At 66.2% G+C, this 17,794-nt stretch carries 19 protein-coding genes; all 19 read right to left on the bottom strand.

From position 1 onward, the window contains the following. Window positions 1-13 precede the first annotated feature (13 nt). The 19 genes from nucS to BLU67_RS00880 all read right to left on the bottom strand — a co-directional run bounded on the left by nucS (window position 14) and on the right by BLU67_RS00880 (window position 17,793). Window positions 14-709 (bottom strand): endonuclease NucS, encoded by a 696-nt coding sequence (gene nucS / locus BLU67_RS00970; RefSeq protein ID WP_092561076.1) that lies wholly within the window; start codon window positions 707-709, stop codon window positions 14-16. 66 nt (window positions 710-775) lie between these two features. Then, window positions 776-1,066 carry an ATP synthase F1 subunit epsilon gene (gene atpC / locus BLU67_RS00965; RefSeq protein WP_092561197.1) on the bottom strand — a complete coding sequence of 97 codons (291 nt, stop codon included), beginning with the start codon at window positions 1,064-1,066 and terminating at the stop codon, window positions 776-778. A 5-nt stretch (window positions 1,067-1,071) separates the two neighbouring features. Then, the gene (gene atpD / locus BLU67_RS00960; RefSeq protein WP_092561074.1) at window positions 1,072-2,550 is read right to left on the bottom strand and encodes a F0F1 ATP synthase subunit beta; all 1,479 of its coding nucleotides are present in this window, start codon (window positions 2,548-2,550) and stop codon (window positions 1,072-1,074) included. Between the two features lie 26 nt (window positions 2,551-2,576). After that, the gene (locus BLU67_RS00955; protein WP_092561072.1) at window positions 2,577-3,470 is read right to left on the bottom strand and encodes a F0F1 ATP synthase subunit gamma; all 894 of its coding nucleotides are present in this window, start codon (window positions 3,468-3,470) and stop codon (window positions 2,577-2,579) included. A 2-nt stretch (window positions 3,471-3,472) separates the two neighbouring features. Further along, window positions 3,473-5,113, bottom strand: coding sequence for a F0F1 ATP synthase subunit alpha (atpA, locus tag BLU67_RS00950; protein WP_092561070.1), 1,641 nt, complete (start codon window positions 5,111-5,113; stop codon window positions 3,473-3,475). 33 nt (window positions 5,114-5,146) lie between these two features. Continuing rightward, window positions 5,147-5,962, bottom strand: a complete 816-nt coding sequence (locus tag BLU67_RS00945) for a F0F1 ATP synthase subunit delta (protein ID WP_092561068.1) — start codon at window positions 5,960-5,962, stop codon at window positions 5,147-5,149. Next, entirely contained in the window at window positions 5,962-6,504 is a 543-nt protein-coding gene (locus tag BLU67_RS00940; RefSeq protein ID WP_092561066.1) for a F0F1 ATP synthase subunit B, read from the bottom strand. Before BLU67_RS00940 ends, BLU67_RS00945 begins: the two co-directional genes overlap by 1 nt. A 19-nt stretch (window positions 6,505-6,523) precedes the next feature. Then, window positions 6,524-6,730 (bottom strand): ATP synthase F0 subunit C, encoded by a 207-nt coding sequence (gene atpE / locus BLU67_RS00935; protein ID WP_092561195.1) that lies wholly within the window; start codon window positions 6,728-6,730, stop codon window positions 6,524-6,526. Between the two features lie 82 nt (window positions 6,731-6,812). Continuing rightward, window positions 6,813-7,655: a F0F1 ATP synthase subunit A gene (atpB, locus tag BLU67_RS00930; protein WP_222842310.1), complete on the bottom strand. Its 843-nt coding sequence runs from the start codon at window positions 7,653-7,655 to the stop codon at window positions 6,813-6,815. A gap of 186 nt (window positions 7,656-7,841) precedes the next feature. Further along, window positions 7,842-8,354 (bottom strand): Cg1360 family ATP-synthase-associated protein, encoded by a 513-nt coding sequence (locus BLU67_RS00925; protein WP_092561064.1) that lies wholly within the window; start codon window positions 8,352-8,354, stop codon window positions 7,842-7,844. Next, entirely contained in the window at window positions 8,351-9,460 is a 1,110-nt protein-coding gene (locus BLU67_RS00920; RefSeq protein ID WP_092561062.1) for an MraY family glycosyltransferase, read from the bottom strand. Before BLU67_RS00920 ends, BLU67_RS00925 begins: the two co-directional genes overlap by 4 nt. Then, window positions 9,457-10,101, bottom strand: a complete 645-nt coding sequence (locus BLU67_RS00915) for an L-threonylcarbamoyladenylate synthase (RefSeq protein WP_092561060.1) — start codon at window positions 10,099-10,101, stop codon at window positions 9,457-9,459. The genes BLU67_RS00920 and BLU67_RS00915 overlap by 4 nt, the downstream gene beginning before the upstream one ends. Then, complete coding sequence (locus BLU67_RS00910; protein ID WP_092561058.1) at window positions 10,098-11,012, bottom strand: N5-glutamine methyltransferase family protein; 915 nt, start codon at window positions 11,010-11,012, stop codon at window positions 10,098-10,100. Before BLU67_RS00910 ends, BLU67_RS00915 begins: the two co-directional genes overlap by 4 nt. Continuing rightward, window positions 10,981-12,135 (bottom strand): peptide chain release factor 1, encoded by a 1,155-nt coding sequence (prfA, locus tag BLU67_RS00905; RefSeq protein WP_092561056.1) that lies wholly within the window; start codon window positions 12,133-12,135, stop codon window positions 10,981-10,983. The genes BLU67_RS00910 and prfA overlap by 32 nt, the downstream gene beginning before the upstream one ends. Before the next feature lie 78 nt (window positions 12,136-12,213). Continuing rightward, window positions 12,214-12,420 (bottom strand): 50S ribosomal protein L31, encoded by a 207-nt coding sequence (gene rpmE / locus BLU67_RS00900; RefSeq protein WP_092561055.1) that lies wholly within the window; start codon window positions 12,418-12,420, stop codon window positions 12,214-12,216. Between the two features lie 124 nt (window positions 12,421-12,544). After that, window positions 12,545-14,206: a transcription termination factor Rho gene (gene rho, locus BLU67_RS00895; RefSeq protein WP_092561191.1), complete on the bottom strand. Its 1,662-nt coding sequence runs from the start codon at window positions 14,204-14,206 to the stop codon at window positions 12,545-12,547. Window positions 14,207-14,508: 302 nt separating this feature from the next. Continuing rightward, on the bottom strand, window positions 14,509-15,402 hold the full coding sequence (gene thrB / locus BLU67_RS00890) for a homoserine kinase (protein ID WP_092561054.1): 894 nt from the start codon (window positions 15,400-15,402) through the stop codon (window positions 14,509-14,511). Window positions 15,403-15,410: 8 nt separating this feature from the next. Beyond that, complete coding sequence (gene thrC / locus BLU67_RS00885) at window positions 15,411-16,511, bottom strand: threonine synthase (RefSeq protein ID WP_092561052.1); 1,101 nt, start codon at window positions 16,509-16,511, stop codon at window positions 15,411-15,413. Between the two features lie 4 nt (window positions 16,512-16,515). Beyond that, window positions 16,516-17,793: a homoserine dehydrogenase gene (locus BLU67_RS00880; RefSeq protein WP_092561050.1), complete on the bottom strand. Its 1,278-nt coding sequence runs from the start codon at window positions 17,791-17,793 to the stop codon at window positions 16,516-16,518. Between the last annotated feature and the right edge of the window lies 1 nt (window position 17,794).

The raw sequence follows: 17,794 nt of genomic DNA, 5'->3' as shown, positions 1-17,794 counted from the left end.
GAACGTCCCAAAATTAAAACAGGCGATTGTCGACGTCGTCGATCCCCCGCATGGCATCATAATCGAGCGTGAGGCACTCGATACCGCGATCGCGCGCCAGCGTGCGCGCCTGCGGCTTGATCTCCTGCGCCGCGAAGATCCCGGTGACGGGCGCTAACAGTGGGTCCCGGTTCAGCAGCTCAAGGTAGCGCGTGAGCTGCTCAACCCCGTCGATCTCCCCGCGCCGCTTAATCTCAATCGCAATTGCGGCGCCCTCGGGGGTGCGCGCCAAAATATCGACGGGCCCGATCGCCGTCGGGTATTCGCGCCGCACGAGCCGGTGGCCGGGGCCCAGCAGCTCGATTTGCGCCGCAAGGAGCTCCTGTAAGTGGGCCTCCACGCCGTCTTTCGTCAGCCCGGGATCCACGCCCAGATCGTGCGAGATATCGTCAAACACGTCGGCGATTTTGATAACGAGCTGGTCGGCGGTCTTCGTGTTCTTGACCGTCCACACCTGCTCGATTCCCGCCTCCCTCTCGGCCTCATCGGCCTCGCGCGCCGCAACTGTGCACGGCGAGGTCATCCAATTCAGCGGCTTATACGAGCCCCCGTCGGAGTGCACCAGCACCGAGCCATCCGCCTTCAGCATCACAACCCGCGACGCCATAGGTAGGTGCGCGGTCAGGCGGCCGGAATAGTCAACGGAGCAGTCACAAATGAGGATTCGCACCCCAGCAGTATAGGCAGCAAAGAGCCCCGCTCCCAGCCAGGGGGAACGGGGCTCAGTGCTGGACGGTTAGTCGGCTTGCGCCGCCTCCGTTGCCTTCTTCAGCTCATTCTTGCTTGGCTTCGTGTTGTCAACGACGACCTGCACCACATCGTCATCGACGGAGACGAAACCCGCGACGACGTCGAAGGACTCGGTCTGCCCACCGGTCTTGATCCGCACGCTGCCTTCGCGCAGGTTTGCAAGCACCGGCTGGCGTCCGGGCAGGATACCCAGATCGCCGTCGGCGGCCGGCACGATCACCGAGTCCGCCTCGCCGTTAAACAGCAAACCATGCGTGGAGACGATCTCGACCTTCATGGCCACTACTTCGTCTCCTCCTGGATCTCGGACCAGCGACGCTCGAGGTCCTCGATACCACCGATGTTGAAGAACGCCTGCTCGGCAACGTGGTCGTACTTGCCTTCGGCGATGCGCTTGAACGCTTCGATCGTCTCATCGAGCGGCACCGTCGAGCCCTCAACACCCGTGAACTTCTCAGCCATGTAGGTGTTCTGCGAGAGGAACTGCTCGATACGACGCGCGCGCGCAACCGTAATCTTGTCCTCTTCGGACAGTTCGTCGACGCCGAGGATCGCAATGATGTCTTGCAGTTCCTTGTTCTTCTGCAGGATCGACTTCACGTGCGTGGCGACGTCGTAGTGCTCCTGGCCGACATACCGCGGATCCAGGATGCGCGAAGTCGAAGCCAGCGGATCGACGGCGGGGTACAGGCCGCGCGAGGCGATCTCGCGCGAGAGTTCCGTCGTCGCATCCAGGTGTGCGAACGTCGTGGCCGGGGCCGGGTCGGTGTAGTCATCGGCGGGCACGTAAATGGCCTGCAGCGAGGTAATCGAGTGACCGCGCGTCGAAGTAATGCGCTCCTGCAGGGCGCCCATCTCGTCGGCGAGGTTCGGCTGATATCCCACGGCCGACGGCATGCGGCCGAGCAGCGTCGATACTTCGGAGCCGGCCTGCGTGAAGCGGAAGATGTTGTCGATGAAGAGCAACACGTCCTGCTTCTGCACGTCGCGGAAGTACTCGGCCATCGTCAGCGCGGACAGCGCGACACGCAGGCGGGTGCCCGGCGGCTCGTCCATCTGCCCGAAGACGAGGGCGGTCTTGTCGAAGACGCCAGCGTCGTCCATTTCGTGGATCAGGTCGTTACCCTCACGGGTACGCTCCCCGACGCCCGCGAAGACGGAGACGCCACCGTGGTCCTGGGCGACGCGCTGAATCATTTCCTGAATCAGCACCGTCTTGCCCACGCCAGCGCCGCCGAACAGGCCGATCTTGCCGCCCTGCACATACGGCGTGAGCAGGTCGATTACCTTAATGCCGGTTTCGAACATCTGGGTCTTGGACTCCAGTTGGTCGAAGGCCGGGGGCTTGCGGTGGATCGGCCAGCGCTCGGTGACCTCGAGGGTTTCGCCCTCGGGAAGGTTCAGCACGTCGCCGGTCACGTTAAAGACGTGGCCCTTCGTGATATCGCCGACGGGCACGGTGATCGGCGCGCCGGTGTCATACACCTTGGCGCCGCGCACCAGGCCATCGGTGGGCTTCAGCGCGATGGCGCGGATCAAGTTATCGCCGAGGTGCTGGGCGACCTCGAGCGTCATCTTGACGACGGATTCGCCTTCGCCCTGCGCGCTCAGGTCGATCTCGGTTTCGAGCGCGTTGTACATATCGGGCAGCGCGTCCGGCGGGAACTCGATATCGACGATCGCGCCGATCACGCGTGCGATGCGGCCGAAGGACTCGCCTTCGCCGGCCTGCACGTCGGCTTCTGATGCAGTTACGGTCATGATGTGTTCCTTTTCCCCTAGCAAACTCAGCTGGACGCCAGCGCGTCCGCGCCGGACACGATCTCGGAGATCTCTTGCGTGATCTCCGCCTGGCGAGCCGAGTTGGCCAACCGCGTGTAATTGCGGATGAGGTCCTCGGCATTGTCGGTGGCCGTGTGCATCGCGCGCTGGCGGGAGGCGAGCTCCGAGGCCGCGGCGTGCAGTAAGGCATTGTGGATGCGGCTGCGCACATACAGCGGCAGCAGCGCATCAAGGACTTCTTCGACGCTGGGCTCAAACTCGTAGAGCGGCAACGCATCGGTTTCTGCCGCTGCTACGCCTTCTACGATTTCGAGCGGCAGCATGCGACGCACCTCAACGGTTTGCGTCACCATCGTCTTGAATCGGGTAAAGACGACGTGCAGTTCGCCCACTCCCCCGTCGGCGCGCGAGGCCAAGAACTTCTCCAGCAGCGTATCGGCGATATCGGTGGCCATCTCCGAGGAGGGGGCGTCCGACTCGCCCGACCAGCTGCCGGCGAGTTCGCGGCCGCGGAACTTGAAGTAGCCGATGCCGCGACGGCCGGTGACGTAGAGGTCAACGTCCTTGTCTTCGGCATCGAGCTGTTCCAAGACGCGCTCGGTGGCGCGCAGCACGCTCGCGGTGTAGGCGCCCGCCATGCCGCGATCAGCGGTAATGACGAGGACGGCTACGCGCGTCGTGTCGCGGCGCTCCTTGGTGAGCGGATGGTCCGTGTGCGTGTGGTTCGTGACCGCCGAAACCGCCTTGGTGAGGGCCTCCGTGTAGGGGGTTGCCTCTTGGGCGCGCTCGCGCGCCTTACCAATGCGGGAGGCAGCGATCAGCTCCATCGCACGAAACACCTTTTTCAGGGTTTGCGTGGACTTGATTCGCTGTTTGTAGACCCGCTGAGAACCTGCCATGCTCAGCCTCGCTTGCCGCGGACGATCTGCTCTTGCGTGTGCTCGGCTTCGTCTTCTTCTTCTTCGGCAGCGACGTCCGCCGACAGGGTTTCGCCGGAGCCGGCGAGGAAGCCCGTGCGGAAGTCCTCGATCGCGCCTCGCAGGGCGTCTTCGGTCTCGGATTCGAGCAGCCCGGTCTCCGCGATCGTCGTCAACACATCCGTGTGACGACGCAGGTAGTCCAGCATTTCGCGCTCGAAGCGCAGCACCTCGGAGACCTCGACATCGTCGAGGTAGCCGTGGGTACCGGCCCAGATGGAGGCCACCTGGTCTTCGACTGGGTATGGCGTGTACTGCGGCTGCTTGAGCAGCTCCATGAGGCGCTCACCGCGGGTGAGCTGCTGGCGCGAGGCCGGATCCAGATCGGAGGCGAACATCGCGAAGGCCGCCATCGAGCGGTACTGCGCGAGGGTGAGCTTCAGCGTGCCGGAGACCTTCTTCATCGCCTTGACCTGGGCGTCGCCACCCACGCGCGAGACGGAGATACCGACGTCGACGGCGGGGCGCTGGTCGGAGTTGAAGAGGTCGGACTGCAAGAAGATCTGACCGTCGGTAATGGAGATGACGTTGGTCGGGATGTAGGCCGACACGTCGTTGGCCTTGGTCTCGATGACGGGCAGGCCGGTCATCGAGCCGCCGCCGAGCTCATCGGAGAGCTTGGCGCAACGCTCCAGGAGGCGGGAGTGCAGGTAAAACACGTCGCCCGGGTAGGCTTCGCGGCCCGGCGGGCGGCGCAGCAGCAGCGAGACGGCGCGGTAGGCTTCGGCCTGCTTGGACAGGTCATCGAAGATGACGAGGACGTGCTTGCCCTCGTACATCCAGTGCTGACCGATCGCAGAGCCGGTGTAGGGCGCGAGGTACTTAAAGCCGGCCGGATCCGAGGCCGGGGAGGCGACGATCGTCGTGTAATCGAGAGCGCCGGCTTCTTCCAGAGCGCCACGCACCGAGGCGATCGTCGAGCCCTTCTGGCCGATCGCGACGTAGATGCAGCGCACCTGCTTGTTCGGATCGCCCGTTTCCCAGTTGGCCTTCTGGTTCAGGATCGTGTCCAAAATGATGGCGGTCTTGCCGGTCTGGCGGTCGCCGATGATGAGCTGACGCTGACCGCGGCCGATCGGGATCATCGAGTCGATCGCCTTCAGGCCGGTCTGCAGCGGCTCGTGGACGGACTTACGGGCCATCACGCCGGGCGCCTGCAGCTCCAGGGCGCGGCGGCCGGTCAGGTCGGTGATCTCGCCCAGCCCATCGATCGGGTTGCCAAGCGGGTCAACGACGCGGCCGAGGTAACCGTCGCCGACGGGCACGGAAAGGACCTCCCCGGTACGGCGCACCTCCTGGCCTTCTTCAATACCCGTGAACTCGCCCAGGACGACGACGCCAATTGCGCGTACGTCCAGGTTCATGGCGAGCCCCAGCGTGCCGTCTTCAAAACGCAGCAGCTCGTTCGCCATCGTGCCCGGCAGGCCTTCAACCTGTGCGATGCCATCGGCGGCAAGAGTGACTCGGCCGACTTCCTCCGTCACGGCCTGCTTGGGCTCGTAAGAGTTCACGAAGCTGTCAAGTGCAGCCCGGATTTCCTCGGGCCGGATCGTCAGCTCAGACATTCTTTCCTCACGTAAGTTTCGTTCTTAGGCCGGCTAGCCGCTGATCGCGCGCCTGGCCTCTTCGAGGCGCGCCCGGATAGTTGCGTCAACCACGTCGGTGCCAACTTGCACTCGCATGCCTCCCAGCACGTTCGGGTCGACGTCGATATTGATGTGGACGGCTTGGCCAACCTGGGCTTGCAGAAGTTCGCCGAGGCGATCGATCTGCTCTTGGGTGGGCGGGGTCGCCGTGGTGACGGTCGCGACGATGCGCTGACGTCGGGCAGCGGCGAGGTCGCCGATTTCGGACAGCGCCTGCGGCACGGTCCGTCCGCGCAAGGTGGCTGCGACTCGGCGGACAAGCAGCAGGGTTTCGGGGCTGAGGCGATCGGCAAAGAGCGATTCCACCAGTCCGATGCGCTGATCTGCCGGCAGTTCGCGATCCGCGAGCGCCATCCGCAGCGAGCGGTTGTCGGTCAACAATCGCGACAGTTGGAATACTTCCGATTCCACGTCCAGCAGCCGATCCTGGGCCTGGGCACTGGCCAGCGTCGAAGTGACGGCAAGCGATGATAGTGCGTCGGCCAGGTCCTTATCGTGGGACCAGCGAGCGCGCACCATGCCGGAGATCAGGTCGGTGACCTCCCCCGATGCCTTGCCCCCGATGACCGCAGTGACGAGGTCAGCTTTGTCCTGACCATCTCGCGCGGGATCGGTAAGGGAGCGCCGTAGGTTCGCCGATTCGTCGAGCATGTCGACGATCGAGAACAGCTCCGTCGCGAAATCCATGCCCTGGCTGGCCTGGTTGGCAAGGATGCCTTCGAACCGTTCGGCGGCGGCGCTCAGGGCGGCGTGGCTGGCAGCTCGCATTAGGACTCCTTGACCGGGGCCGGGCTGTGCTGCTCGAGATCGTCGAGGAATCGATCGATCACGCGCGACTGTAGGGCCTGGTCGGTGAGCGATTCACCGACGATCTTGGAGGCGAGCTCGGTGGCGAGCATGCCAACGTCGGCGCGCAACGCGATCTGGGCGGCTTGCCGCTCGGCTTCGATCTGACGCTTGGCGACCTCGTGCATGCGCTCGACTTCGCTCTGGGCTTCCTTGCGGGCGGCCGCGACGATCTCGCGCCCCTCCTCGGAGGCCTCTTCGCGAATGCGAGCAGCGTCCTTACGAGCCTCGGCCAGGCGCTGGTTCAGCTCCGCACGCAGTTCGTCGGCTTCCGCCTGAACGTTCTCCGCGTGCTTCAGTCCGCCTTCGATCTTTTCGGCACGCTCATCGAGGATGGCGTAGATCTTGGGCAAGGACTTCCAAAAGACAATCGCGATGATGCCGACGCAGACGGCAGCCCAGAAAATATCGTACAGCGGAGGGATCAAGACATTGCTTGGTACTCCGGCGGCGTAGATATGCACTGGTTTTGGTCCCTACGTCTTAGTTGAATACGAAGCCGGCTGCGAGACCGATCAGGCCGAGGGCCTCAACGAGCGCCATACCGATGAACATGTTGATGCGCAGGGGGCCCGCAACCTCGGGCTGACGCGCGGTGGCTTCCTGCGTACCGGCGACGAGCATGCCGAGGCCGATGCCGGGGCCGAAGGCGGCCAAACCGTAACCAATGGTTGCGATGTTACCGGTGATCTCCATAGTGATGGGGTACCTTTCCGTGTGGTGTTTTCGGGCTGTTGCCCGGACAATCGAGGCGCAGGCGCGCCCGCGAAACTTAGTGGGCTTCGACCGACAGGCTGATGTAGACCGCGGTCAGGAGGGCAAAGATGTAGGCCTGCAGCGAGGCGACGAACAGCTCAAACAGGACGAAGGCAAATGAGATGGCAAAGGTGCCAACGCCGAGGGGTTTCATCGACCAGGCGGCCTGGAAGAGCAGGAACTGCGTCGCCGCGAAGCACAGGGCCAGCAGCAGGTGGCCGCTCATCATGTTGGCGAGCAAACGAATGGTCAGCGTCGCGGGGCGAAGGATGAAGGCCGAGAGGAATTCCACGGGCGTGAGTACGATGTAGATCGGCCACGGCACGCCCGGCGGAAACAGCGTCGTCTTAAGGTAGCCCCAGCCGCCCTGGGCCTGCACGCCGGCGACGATGAAGGCTACGAGCGCGATGATCGCCATGACGAAGGGGAAACCCACGACGGAGGAGCCCGCAAGGTTCAAGCCCGGTACAAGGCCGGTGATGTTCATCGCGAGGACGGCGAAGAAAATCAACGTGATGAGGGGCGCCCACTTGCGGCCGTTCTTCTCACCGAGGACCTCCACGGCGATGTTGGAGCGCACGAAGCTCACGGCCAGTTCCAAAACGGACTGGCCGCGAGACGGGATGAGCTTGAGCCGGCGCGTGCCCAGGATGAACAGGGCGCACAGCACGATCGTCGCGATGACGCGGATCATCATGACGCGGTTGAACTCGAAGAACGTTCCCTCGCCGAAGATGGCCGGCGGGAAGAAGTCGGTGAGGCCCGGAGCGTGGAAACCGTCGTCACTGCCGCTCGCCGCCGGAAGGGCGAGGACGGGGGACGTGATCTTTGCGCTCAGCAGTGAGACGAAGTGCGACAACGAAGCATGCTCCTGGGACGTGATGGTCTGAGGGGCGCTCCCGCCAGACAGTGCCGTGGGAACACACCGAGCCTAACGCAAAATGCGCGGGGCCTAAAGACGATAGTGCCGCGCTTTGGCGCAGCCGCCGGGACTAATGGCCCAAACGCCGCCTTAACGTGCGCCATTTCACGCAGCGGCGTTCCGCTACTTCGAACGGAACAGGCCGCGGCGGCGGCGGGGGCGCGGCTCGGCGGGGGTGACAGAGGGGTCGACGTACAGGACGCGGGCCCCGGCGACGCCCCTCATCTCGATGACGGAGGAGGCGATGATGAGCGGGATCAGGGTAAAGACAAAGACGCCCCGATGATAGAAGTCCGAATCGCGCATGAGCAGGAGGACGCCAAAGACGATAAGGACCTTGACGAACCAGGAACCTAGGGCTGCGGCCGAGGCGATGTAGACCGGTTGGGCGGCCGTTGCTCGCATGACGATGACGGTAGTAAGGACAAACAGCGCGGCAAGGCCGAGGGCGAGCAGCGCGCCGTACAGGCCCGCCACTCCCGCGACAGCGGCGCCAATGCCTAGGGCCAGCACCGTCGCGATGAGCAACATGATGAGCAGGTTGCGCAAGATCTTGTTGAACATCGTGCGCGTGGCGCGATCGGCGGCGTAGACCCGCTCGTTGAACTCCTCGGGGTTTTCGATGGGGTCGATCACGGGGTTCGGTCCTTTGGTTGGGGGGCTCGTCGTAACCAGTTTCGCGTCAGGACGAGGGCGATGACAACTGCGATGATCGTTCCGGCCAGCACCTGCGGCCATGGCGCGATGATAAGCGAGGCGGCGGAAAACGCTACGACGGCGGTCCACAAGTACATGATGAGGACGGCGCGACGGTGGGAGTGCCCGAGGTCGAGGAGGCGATGGTGCAGGTGCATGCGGTCGGCGTGGAAGGGCGAGTGCCCGGCGCGCAGGCGGCGGACTACTGCTAGCGCCATGTCGAGCAGGGGCAGCAGGATGATGGCGACCGGAAGCAGCAGCGGAACAAAGACGGGCGCGGCCTGGGTGGCGGGCACGCGCGCGGGGTCAATCGTGCCGGTGACGATGATGGTGGCGGCCGCGACCATGAGCCCGAGCACCATGGCGCCCGCATCGCCCATGAAGATTTTTGCGGGGTGGAAGTTAAACGGCAAGAAGCCCAGGCACATGCCTACCAGTACCGAGGTGACGGCGGTGGCCAGTGAGGCGTAGTTCTCCGGGGAGACGGTGCGTGTGAGCTGGTAGGAATAGGCAAAAAATGCGGTGGCGCCGATGCCCACCATGCCGGCGGCGAGGCCATCAAGCCCGTCGACAAAGTTGACGGCATTCATGGCGGCGACGACGACGAGAACGGTGGTGATGAGTGACAGGCGGGAGGACCCAATCGTGAGGCCCGCAATCGGGAAGGTCACGAGTTGGACGCCGGAGTAGGCAAGGACACCGCCGACGAGGATTTGGCCGGCGAGTTTGGTCATCCAGTCCAGGTCCCAAATGTCGTCGGCCATGCCGAGCAGGCACACGAGCCAGGCCGAACCGATGATGCCGGCGAGACGATTCCCCTCGGTGAGCGCTTGAGAGAGGAAGGACATCTGCGAGCCGATGAGCAGCGCTACGGTGAGGCCGATGACCATGGCGACGCCGCCCATGCGCGGGGTCGGGATGACATGCACATCGCGGCTGCGCACCGGGGTCCAGGCGTGGGTGGCGATCGCGAGGCGCCGCGCGAGCGGGGTGGCGAGATAGGTGACCGCCGCGGCGAGGACGAGCAGGAGCAGGTAGCCTTTCACGACTCGATATCGAGCAGTTCCGGGACGACGGCGCCAAGCTCGGCGTGGGAGAGGTCCCCGGCGCGCACGATGCGCGGCGGGTTCTGGCAGGTATCGACAATGGTGGAGGGCCGCACCTCGGTGCGCGGTCCGGCGTCGAGGTAGACGGGCACGGTGTAGCCGAAATACTCTTCCGCTTCCTGCGCGCTCGTGGCTGGGGGCAGCGTCGAGCGATTGGCGGAGGAGACGGCCAGCGGTCCGGTGCGGGCCAGCAGCTTGAGGGCAATCTCGTCGTCGGGCATGCGCAGCGCGACGGTGCCGTAGGTTTCGCCCAGGTCCCACGTGAGCGACGGGCGCGCCGGCACGATGAGGGTGAGCGGCCCGGGCCAGAACTTTTCGGCGAGGGCGCGCGCGGCGGGCGGCACGTCGGCGGCGAGCGCGTCGAGCACGGCCGGGGAGGAGACAAGAACGGGCGGCGGCATATCGCGGCCGCGCCCCTTGGTTCCCAGGAGCAGGGCGACGGCCCGCGCGTCGAACGCATCGGCGCCGATCCCGTAGACGGTGTCGGTGGGCAGGACGATGACGCCGGAGCGCTTGAGCGCATAGGCGGCTGCGTCCAGGGCGGCCTCGGCTACCGTGTCATCCAAGCAGTTGTAGATCACGGCTCGATCTTCCCACGTTCTGCGCCGGCGGTGCACCTGGCCGTGAGGTAACGCTCCCGGCCGGCAAGGTCACGGTGGGTCTGGACGTCCGTGAGCCCGGCGGCGTGGGCGGCGCGGCGCATCGCCTCACCTTGCGAGTCGTGGTGCTCAATGATTGCGAGGGCGCCGGGGGCGAGCAGGCGTGGGGCTACCTTGAGCGTTGCGCGCGGCAGCTCCATCCCGTCTCCTCCCCCGCCGAACAGCGCGCGGCGCGGATCCTTCCGCACGTCCGCTGGCGGCGACTCGCCGTCGGGCAGGTAGGGCGGATTGGCGACGAGGAGGTCCAGCGGCGCGGGGGCCTGCCACGTGGTGAAATCGGCGTGGATGAGCTCCACGCGCGAGTCGGCGGCCGCCAGCTCGGTGGCGTACCTCTCTGTATTGACGGCGGCAAGTGCGAGCGCGTCGCTGTCGATATCGCAGGCGAGGACGCGGGTGCGCGGGACACGCGTGGCGATTGCGAGGGCGAGCGCGCCGGAGCCGGTGCCGAGGTCGGCCACAAGGAAGGGCCGCTCCCCCGCGGCCCGCATCTGCGCAAGTTCGCGCACCGCGGCCTCGGCGAGGAGTTCGGTTTCCGGGCGGGCGATCAGCGCGCGCGAGTCCGAGGCGAGGGTGAGGTGGCAAAACGCCATCTCGCCAAGGACGTGCTGCAGCGGGGCGCCGACCAGGCGGCGCGCAACGAGGCGCTCCAGGCGCTCGACTTGCTCGCCGGTCAGGGGCGGCGCAAGGAGGATCTCACCGGCAACGACGTGGGTGAGCAGGGCGCGCGCTTCGGCCGCCGGCGAGGTGAGGCCGGCGGCGGCGAGGCGTGCGGTGAGGTCCGGCAGCAGCCGCGCGGCGGGCCTAGAGTCCCTGGGCGAGGCGGTGCTGCTCATCGAGCGCGATGGCCGAGGCGATCACCGGCTCGAGTTCGCCATCGAGGACGGTATCGAGGTTGTAGGCCTTGAAGCCGGTGCGGTGATCGGCGATGCGGTTTTCCGGGAAGTTATAGGTGCGGATGCGCTCGGAACGGTCGACGGTGCGCACCTGGGACTTGCGCGCCTCGGCCGCGGCAGCGTCGGCCTCTTCCTGCTTGAGCTGGGCGAGGCGTGCCTTCAGCACGCGCATCGCGGCTTCGCGGTTTTGGATCTGCGACTTCTCGTTTTGCATCGAGACGACGACACCCGTCGGCAGGTGGGTGATGCGCACCGCGGAGTCCGTCGTATTGACGGACTGGCCGCCGGGGCCGGAGGAGCGGTAGACATCGATGCGCAGATCATTTTCGTCGATCTCGATCTCGCCCTCGTCCTCCAGCTCGGGCAGCACGAGCACGCCCGCGGCCGAGGTGTGGATGCGGCCCTGGGACTCGGTTACGGGGACGCGCTGCACGCGGTGGACGCCGCCCTCGTACTTCAGGTGCGCCCACACGCCTTCTTCGGGCGTGACGTTGCCCGAGGCGCGGATCGCGATCGTCGCATCCTTGTAGCCGCCGAGATCGGACCACGTCTCGTTCAGCATCTTCGCGCTCCAGCCCTTGCGCTCGGCATAGCGCAGGTACATGCGCGCGAGGTCCGCGGCGAACAGCGCGGATTCCTGGCCGCCTTCGCCCGCCTTGATTTCCATAATGACGTCGTTAGCGTCGTCGGGATCGCGGGGCAGCAGCACGTCGCGCAGCACGTCGGTGGCCTCGCTCGCGCTGGTCTCTAGGGCGCTAATCTCGTCGGCGAAATCCGGGTCCGCCGCCGCGAGATCGCGGCCGGCCTGCAGGTCCCCGACCGCGTCGATGAACCGGCTGTAGGCGGCGTTGACGCGTCCGAGTTCGGCGTAGCGCCTGCCGACCTTGCGGGCCTTGTTCTGGTCGGAGAGCACGGCGGGGTCGGCCATCTGGGTTTCGAGGTCCTGGTGCTCAACAAGGAGGGGTGCGGCCGAGGCGGTGAGCTGGCGCTCTTCCTCGCTCAGGCGCGCCCACACGTCATCGTCGAGGGCCAAACCTTCGGGTTTTGCGGGGCTGGAGGCCATGGAGTGTCCTAGGTAGAGGGCGGTTCATACGACCAGAGGGGACCCGCCGCGTGGGCAGGTCCCCTCTGGGAAGTGTAGCTACTTGCGCTTGCCGTAGCGCTTCTCGAAGCGGGCGACGCGGCCGCCGGTGTCGAGGATCTTCTGCTTGCCCGTGTAGAACGGGTGGCAGGCCGAGCACACATCGACGCGCAGATCGCCGCCGCTAGTGGATCGGGTGGTGAACTCGTTGCCGCACGTGCAGGTCACGGCGGTTTCGGTGTATTCGGGGTGGATACCCTGCTTCATGGTGTCTCCTTAAGGAATTCGAGGACGCCGGGTCCCCTTGCGGGGTGAACCGGAACCAAAGAGATATCTTTCCACGCCGCCCCCGCTGGGTCTAGCCCGCAGCGGGGGTTTGGCGTGTGAGATGTCAGACGACGTGTGAGTCGCTACCTTCGTCGCGACCGGCCGGCGTCGTCTTCAAAATCGACATGAGGAACTCGGCGTTGGACTGGGTGTCACGCAGCTTGTTGAGCATGAGCTCGAGTGCCTGCTCCTTTTCCAGTCCCGCGATGAGGCGACGCAGGCGCCACATGACCTTGAGGGCCTCGGCCTGCACGAGGAGTTCTTCGCGTCGGGTGCCCGAGGCGTTGACATCGACGGCAGGGAACATGCGCTTGTCGGCCAGGTGGCGCGACAGGCGCAGTTCGGAGTTGCCGGTGCCCTTGAACTCTTCGAAAATGACCTCGTCCATCTTCGAGCCGGTTTCTACCAGCGCGGAGGCGAGAATGGTGAGCGAGCCGCCGTCTTCGATGTTGCGGGCGGCGCCAAAGAACTTCTTCGGCGGGTACAGCGCGGAGGCGTCCACACCGCCGGACAGGATCCGGCCCGAGGCGGGCGCCGCCAGGTTGTAGGCGCGCGAGAGTCGGGTGAGTGAATCGAGCAGCACCACGACGTCCTTGCCGAGTTCCACGAGGCGCTTGGCGCGCTCGATGGCGAGTTCGGCGACGATGGTGTGGTCGGAGGCGGGGCGGTCAAACGTCGAGGCAATGACCTCGCCCTTGACCATGCGCTGCATATCTGTGACCTCTTCGGGCCGCTCGTCGACGAGCACCACCATGAGGTGGACCTCAGGGTTGTTGTGCGCGATCGAGTTAGCGATCTGCTGCATCACGATCGTTTTGCCGGCCTTGGGTGGCGCGACGATGAGGCCGCGCTGGCCCTTGCCGATGGGCGCGACAAGGTCGATGATGCGCGGGGTGATCGCCTTGGGGGTGGTCTCCAGGCGCAGCATTTCCTTGGGGTAGAGCGGCGTGAGCTTGCCGAAGTCCGGGCGATCCTTGGCGTGTTCGACCGGGCGGCCGTTCACCGTATCAACGGTGAGCAGCGGGTTGTACTTCTGGCGCTGGGAGCGACGATCATCCTCGCGCGGCTCGCGGATTTTTCCGGTGACGGCGTCGCCGCGGCGCAGGCCGTACTTCTTGACCTGGCCGAGGGTGACATACACATCGTTCTCGCCGGGCAGGTAGCCGGTGGTGCGCACGAAGGCGTAGTTCTCAAGGACGTCCAGGATGCCCGCGACGGGAATCAGCACGTCGTCCTCGCGGATCTCCGGCTCGTCGCGATTGCGACGCTTGTTGTTGTTGCGATCGTTGCGGTTATCGCCACGATCGCGGCCGCGATCGCGGCGGCGGCGATTGCGGCTGGAGCGATCGCCCGAGTCATCGCGGTTATGGCGGTTGTCGCGGCCCGAGCGCTGGCGGCGATCGCCGCTGTCCTCGCGCTCCTCCTCACGGGAGTGCTGGGCGCGGCCTTCGCGCTTACGCGCGGCCGCCTCTTCGAGCGCTTCCAGCGAGATCTGCACGTCGTCCTCGCGCTTGGGCTCGTCCTGGCGCTTGTTCTCGCGCTTGGGCTCGTCCTCACGCTTGGGCTCGTCCTCACGCTTGGGCTCGTTCTCGCGCTTGGGCTCGTCCTGGCGCTTGCCGCCGGAGGACTTGGCCGCGCGGATCTCGGTAATGAGATCGCTGCGACGCTTCTTGGCCGTATCAATGCCCATCTTCTGGGCGACATCTTGCAATTCCGACAGACGCATGGCCGATAGCGGACGCGGCTTCGCTGACGCAGCCTCTGATGCCGTTGCGTTGGGATTTTCGGTCACGTGGTTCCTTCCCCCGGCCGGACACGAAGATAACCGGGATTCGTGAAATGAGGTGCTACCTCGGGGCGAATTCACCCCATAGATGCGTCTGGATCAAAGCAGAATCGACTTTGATATGAAAGACGCGGGAATGCCGTGCAGGATATCCCTGCGAGCGACGCATCCAGCCTAACACTAAGGCGCGCAATTGCGCACATAGCGTTTCGCTCACAGATAAGGAGTGCTGCGCGCCACAGCTACGCGGTCGTGGCGATCGCGCCGCGGGTATCGACGGGAGTGGACCACACTCGCCAGCGCTGCGCTCGCAGGGCCGCCGTCGTGACGTGATCGAGTTCCGATAGGACGAGCACGGTGGGGCCGGCGCCGGAGATCACGGCGGGCAGGCCGCGGGCGCGCAGTTGATCGACGACGTCCATCGAGGCGGCTAAGACTTCGCGGCGGTAAGGCTGGTGCAGCCGGTCCTCGGTGGCGGATAGGAGCAGGCTGGGGTTGGTCAGGGCCGCGACGAGCATCGCCGCGCGGGCCACCGTATAGGCCGCGTCGTCGAAGGGGACGGAGGCGGGCAGCAGGTGGCGGGCACGGGAGGTCGAGAGCTCGAAACTGGGAACGATGACGGTAGGGCGAATCTGCTCGCTGAGGGGTAGCTCGACCGATTGCGCCGCGCCGCCCTCCATCCAGGCGAGGCGCGCGCCGCCGTGGATCGCCGGTGCGGCGTTATCGGGGTGGCCCTCCATTTCGCTGGCGAGGTGCAGGACCGAGTCGAGCCCGAGCGCGTCGTCGTTATCTACCATGTGGCGGGCGATCATCAGGCCCGCGACGACGGCGGCGGCTGAGGAGCCGAGGCCGCGGCCGTGCGGGATCGAGTTCCGGCAGGTCAGCTCCAGGCCTACCTGGGGCGCGCCCGCGAAGTCGAGGCCGATCCTGATGGCGCGCACGACGAGGTGGTCCTCCCCCGTCGGGATGGCGCCAGCGCCCTCGCCCGTCACGCGGACCTTCGTCGGGCCGGTGGTGGCGCGGGCGCGGATCGTGTCGCGCAGTTGCAGGGCGAGTCCGAGGCAGTCAAAGCCCGGCCCGAGGTTCGCGCTCGTTGCCGGCACGGACACTTCCACGTCGTCGTACTTCAGGTGCATCGTGCGTCCTAGAATCCGAGTGCGGCCGCGGCGGTGGCGAGGTGTGCGGGCACCGTCGTCGTCTCCAATTCGGCGTCCCCCAAGGCGGTAGCGGTGTCCTTCAGGCCGTTGCCGGTGACGGTGCAGGTGATGAGGGCGCCGCGCGGGACCTTGCCTTCGCGCGCCTTCTTGATAACACCTGCGACCGAGGCAGCCGAGGCGGGCTCGACGAAAACGCCGACCTCGCGCGCAAGGAGCGCTTGGGCGTCCAGAATTTCGGCGTCGGTGACAGCCTCGATGAGGCCGCCGGAGTCATCACGCGCGGCGCACGCGTAGTCCCAGGAGGCCGGGTTGCCGATGCGGATCGCGGTAGCGATCGTCTCGGGCGCCTCAATTGGCTCGCCCTTGACGAAGGGCGCGGCGCCGTCGGCCTGAAAGCCCCACATGGCCGGCACTGTATCAACGACGGCGCCCTGGCGGGCGGATTCGTCGGCAAAACTCGTGGCGGTGGTGCGCCCGGCGTACTCGTTGAAGCCCATCCAGTAGGCGCTGATATTGCCCGCGTTGCCGACGGGCAGGGCGTGGATATCGGGGGCGCGGCCGAGCGCGTCGACGATTTCGAAGGCCGCGGTTTTTTGGCCCTGCAGGCGGTAGGGGTTCACCGAGTTGACGAGGGCGATCGGGTAGGCGTCCGCGAGCTCGCGCACGAGGCGCAAACAATCGTCGAAATTTCCGTCTACTTGAAGCAGTTCGGCGCCGTGGACGATCGCCTGGGCGAGCTTGCCTGCGGCGATCTTGCCGGCGGGCAGCGCGACGATGCAGCGCAGGCCCGCGCGCACCGCGTAGGCCGCGGCCGAGGCGGACGTGTTCCCCGTCGAGGCGCAGACCACCGCTTGCGCGCCCTCGGCGACGACGCGCGAGATCGCCGTCGTCATGCCGCGGTCTTTAAAGCTGCCCGTGGGGTTGGCGCCCTCAACCTTGACGTAGATGTCGGCTCCGGTGAGTTCACTTAGGGCGGGCGCCGCCAATAGCGGGGTGCCGCCCTCGCCGAGCGTGATGGCCGGCTGCGACGGATCGAACGGGAGGCGGGAAGCGTATTCGGCGATGATGCCGCGCCAGGGGTGTGCCATGGTCCTATCCTTCCACCGGCATGAGGGCGCCGACGGCGATGACGTGCGGGTTATCGGCTAATTCGTCGGCGATTGCTTCCAGGGCGCCGCGCGGCGCGGTGTGCGTCATGATCGAGACGCGGGCACGCGGCCCGTCCGCGTCCTGGCGGACCTGGCCGATCGACACGCCGTGGCGCGCGAACGGCTCGGCAATGGAGGCGAGGACGCCCGGTTGGTCGGTGACGGTCAGGTCGATCGTGAAGACGCCGCGGGCGCTTGCCGCGGGCAGCACCGGCAGCGACGCGTAGGGCAGTTCGCGCGGGGCGTGGCCGCCGTAGACGCGCTTGGCGGCGGCGGCTACCACGTCGGAGAGCACGGCGGAGGCGGTGGGGGCGCCGCCCGCGCCCTGCCCGTAGAACATGAGCCGGCCGGCGGCCTCGGACTCGGTGACGACGGCGTTGTAGGCGCCGCTCACCGAGGCCAATGGGTGGGTGCGCGCCACGAGCGTAGGGGCGACCTGAACGGTAATGCCATTAGGGGCGCGCCGCGCCGTGGCCAGCAGCTTAATCACATAACCCTCGCGCGTGGCGGCGGCGATCTGCTCGGCGGTGATCTCGCGGATGCCGCGCGTATCGACGTCGTCGATCCCGACGCGCGAGTGGAAGGCGATGGAGGCCATGATCGCGATCTTGGCGGCGGCATCCAAACCGTCGACGTCGGCGCTCGGATCGGCCTCCGCGAAGCCCAATTTCTGGGCGTCGGCGAGTGCCGCCTCATAGCTCAGCGCCTTCGTCGTCATCTCGTCGAGGATGTAATTCGTCGTCCCGTTCACGATGCCCGAGATCGCGGTGACCTGATCGCCGGCGAGGGACTCGCGCAGCGCGTAGACGACGGGGATGGCGCCGGCGACGGCGGCCTCGTAGTACAGATCGACGTCGGCGCGGGCGGTCGCCTCGTGCAGCTCGGGACCGTGGGTAGCGAGCAGCGCCTTATTTCCGGTGACGACGGAGGCGCCAGAATTTAGGGCGCGAAGGATGAGGGTGCGGGCGGGCTCCAGGCCGCCGATGAGCTCGATGACGAGGTCGGCCCGCTCGATCAGCGATTCGGCGTCGTCAGTGAGCAGCTCTCGCGGCACATGATCGGGGCGCGGCGCGCTCACGTCGCGCACGGCGATGCCGATGAGGTTCAGGCGGGCGCCGCAGCGTTCGGCAAAGTCGTCGCTTTGTTCGGCAAGGAGTCGCACGACTTCGCTTCCGACGGTGCCGCAGCCAAGGAGGGCGATATTGAGGTCAACGTGGGCCATG

The organism is Bowdeniella nasicola (assembly GCF_900107735.1).
Classification (GTDB): domain Bacteria; phylum Actinomycetota; class Actinomycetes; order Actinomycetales; family Actinomycetaceae; genus Bowdeniella; species Bowdeniella massiliensis.
Note: the sequence above shows the minus strand (reverse complement) of the source record. Positions and strands in the feature narration are given on the sequence as shown.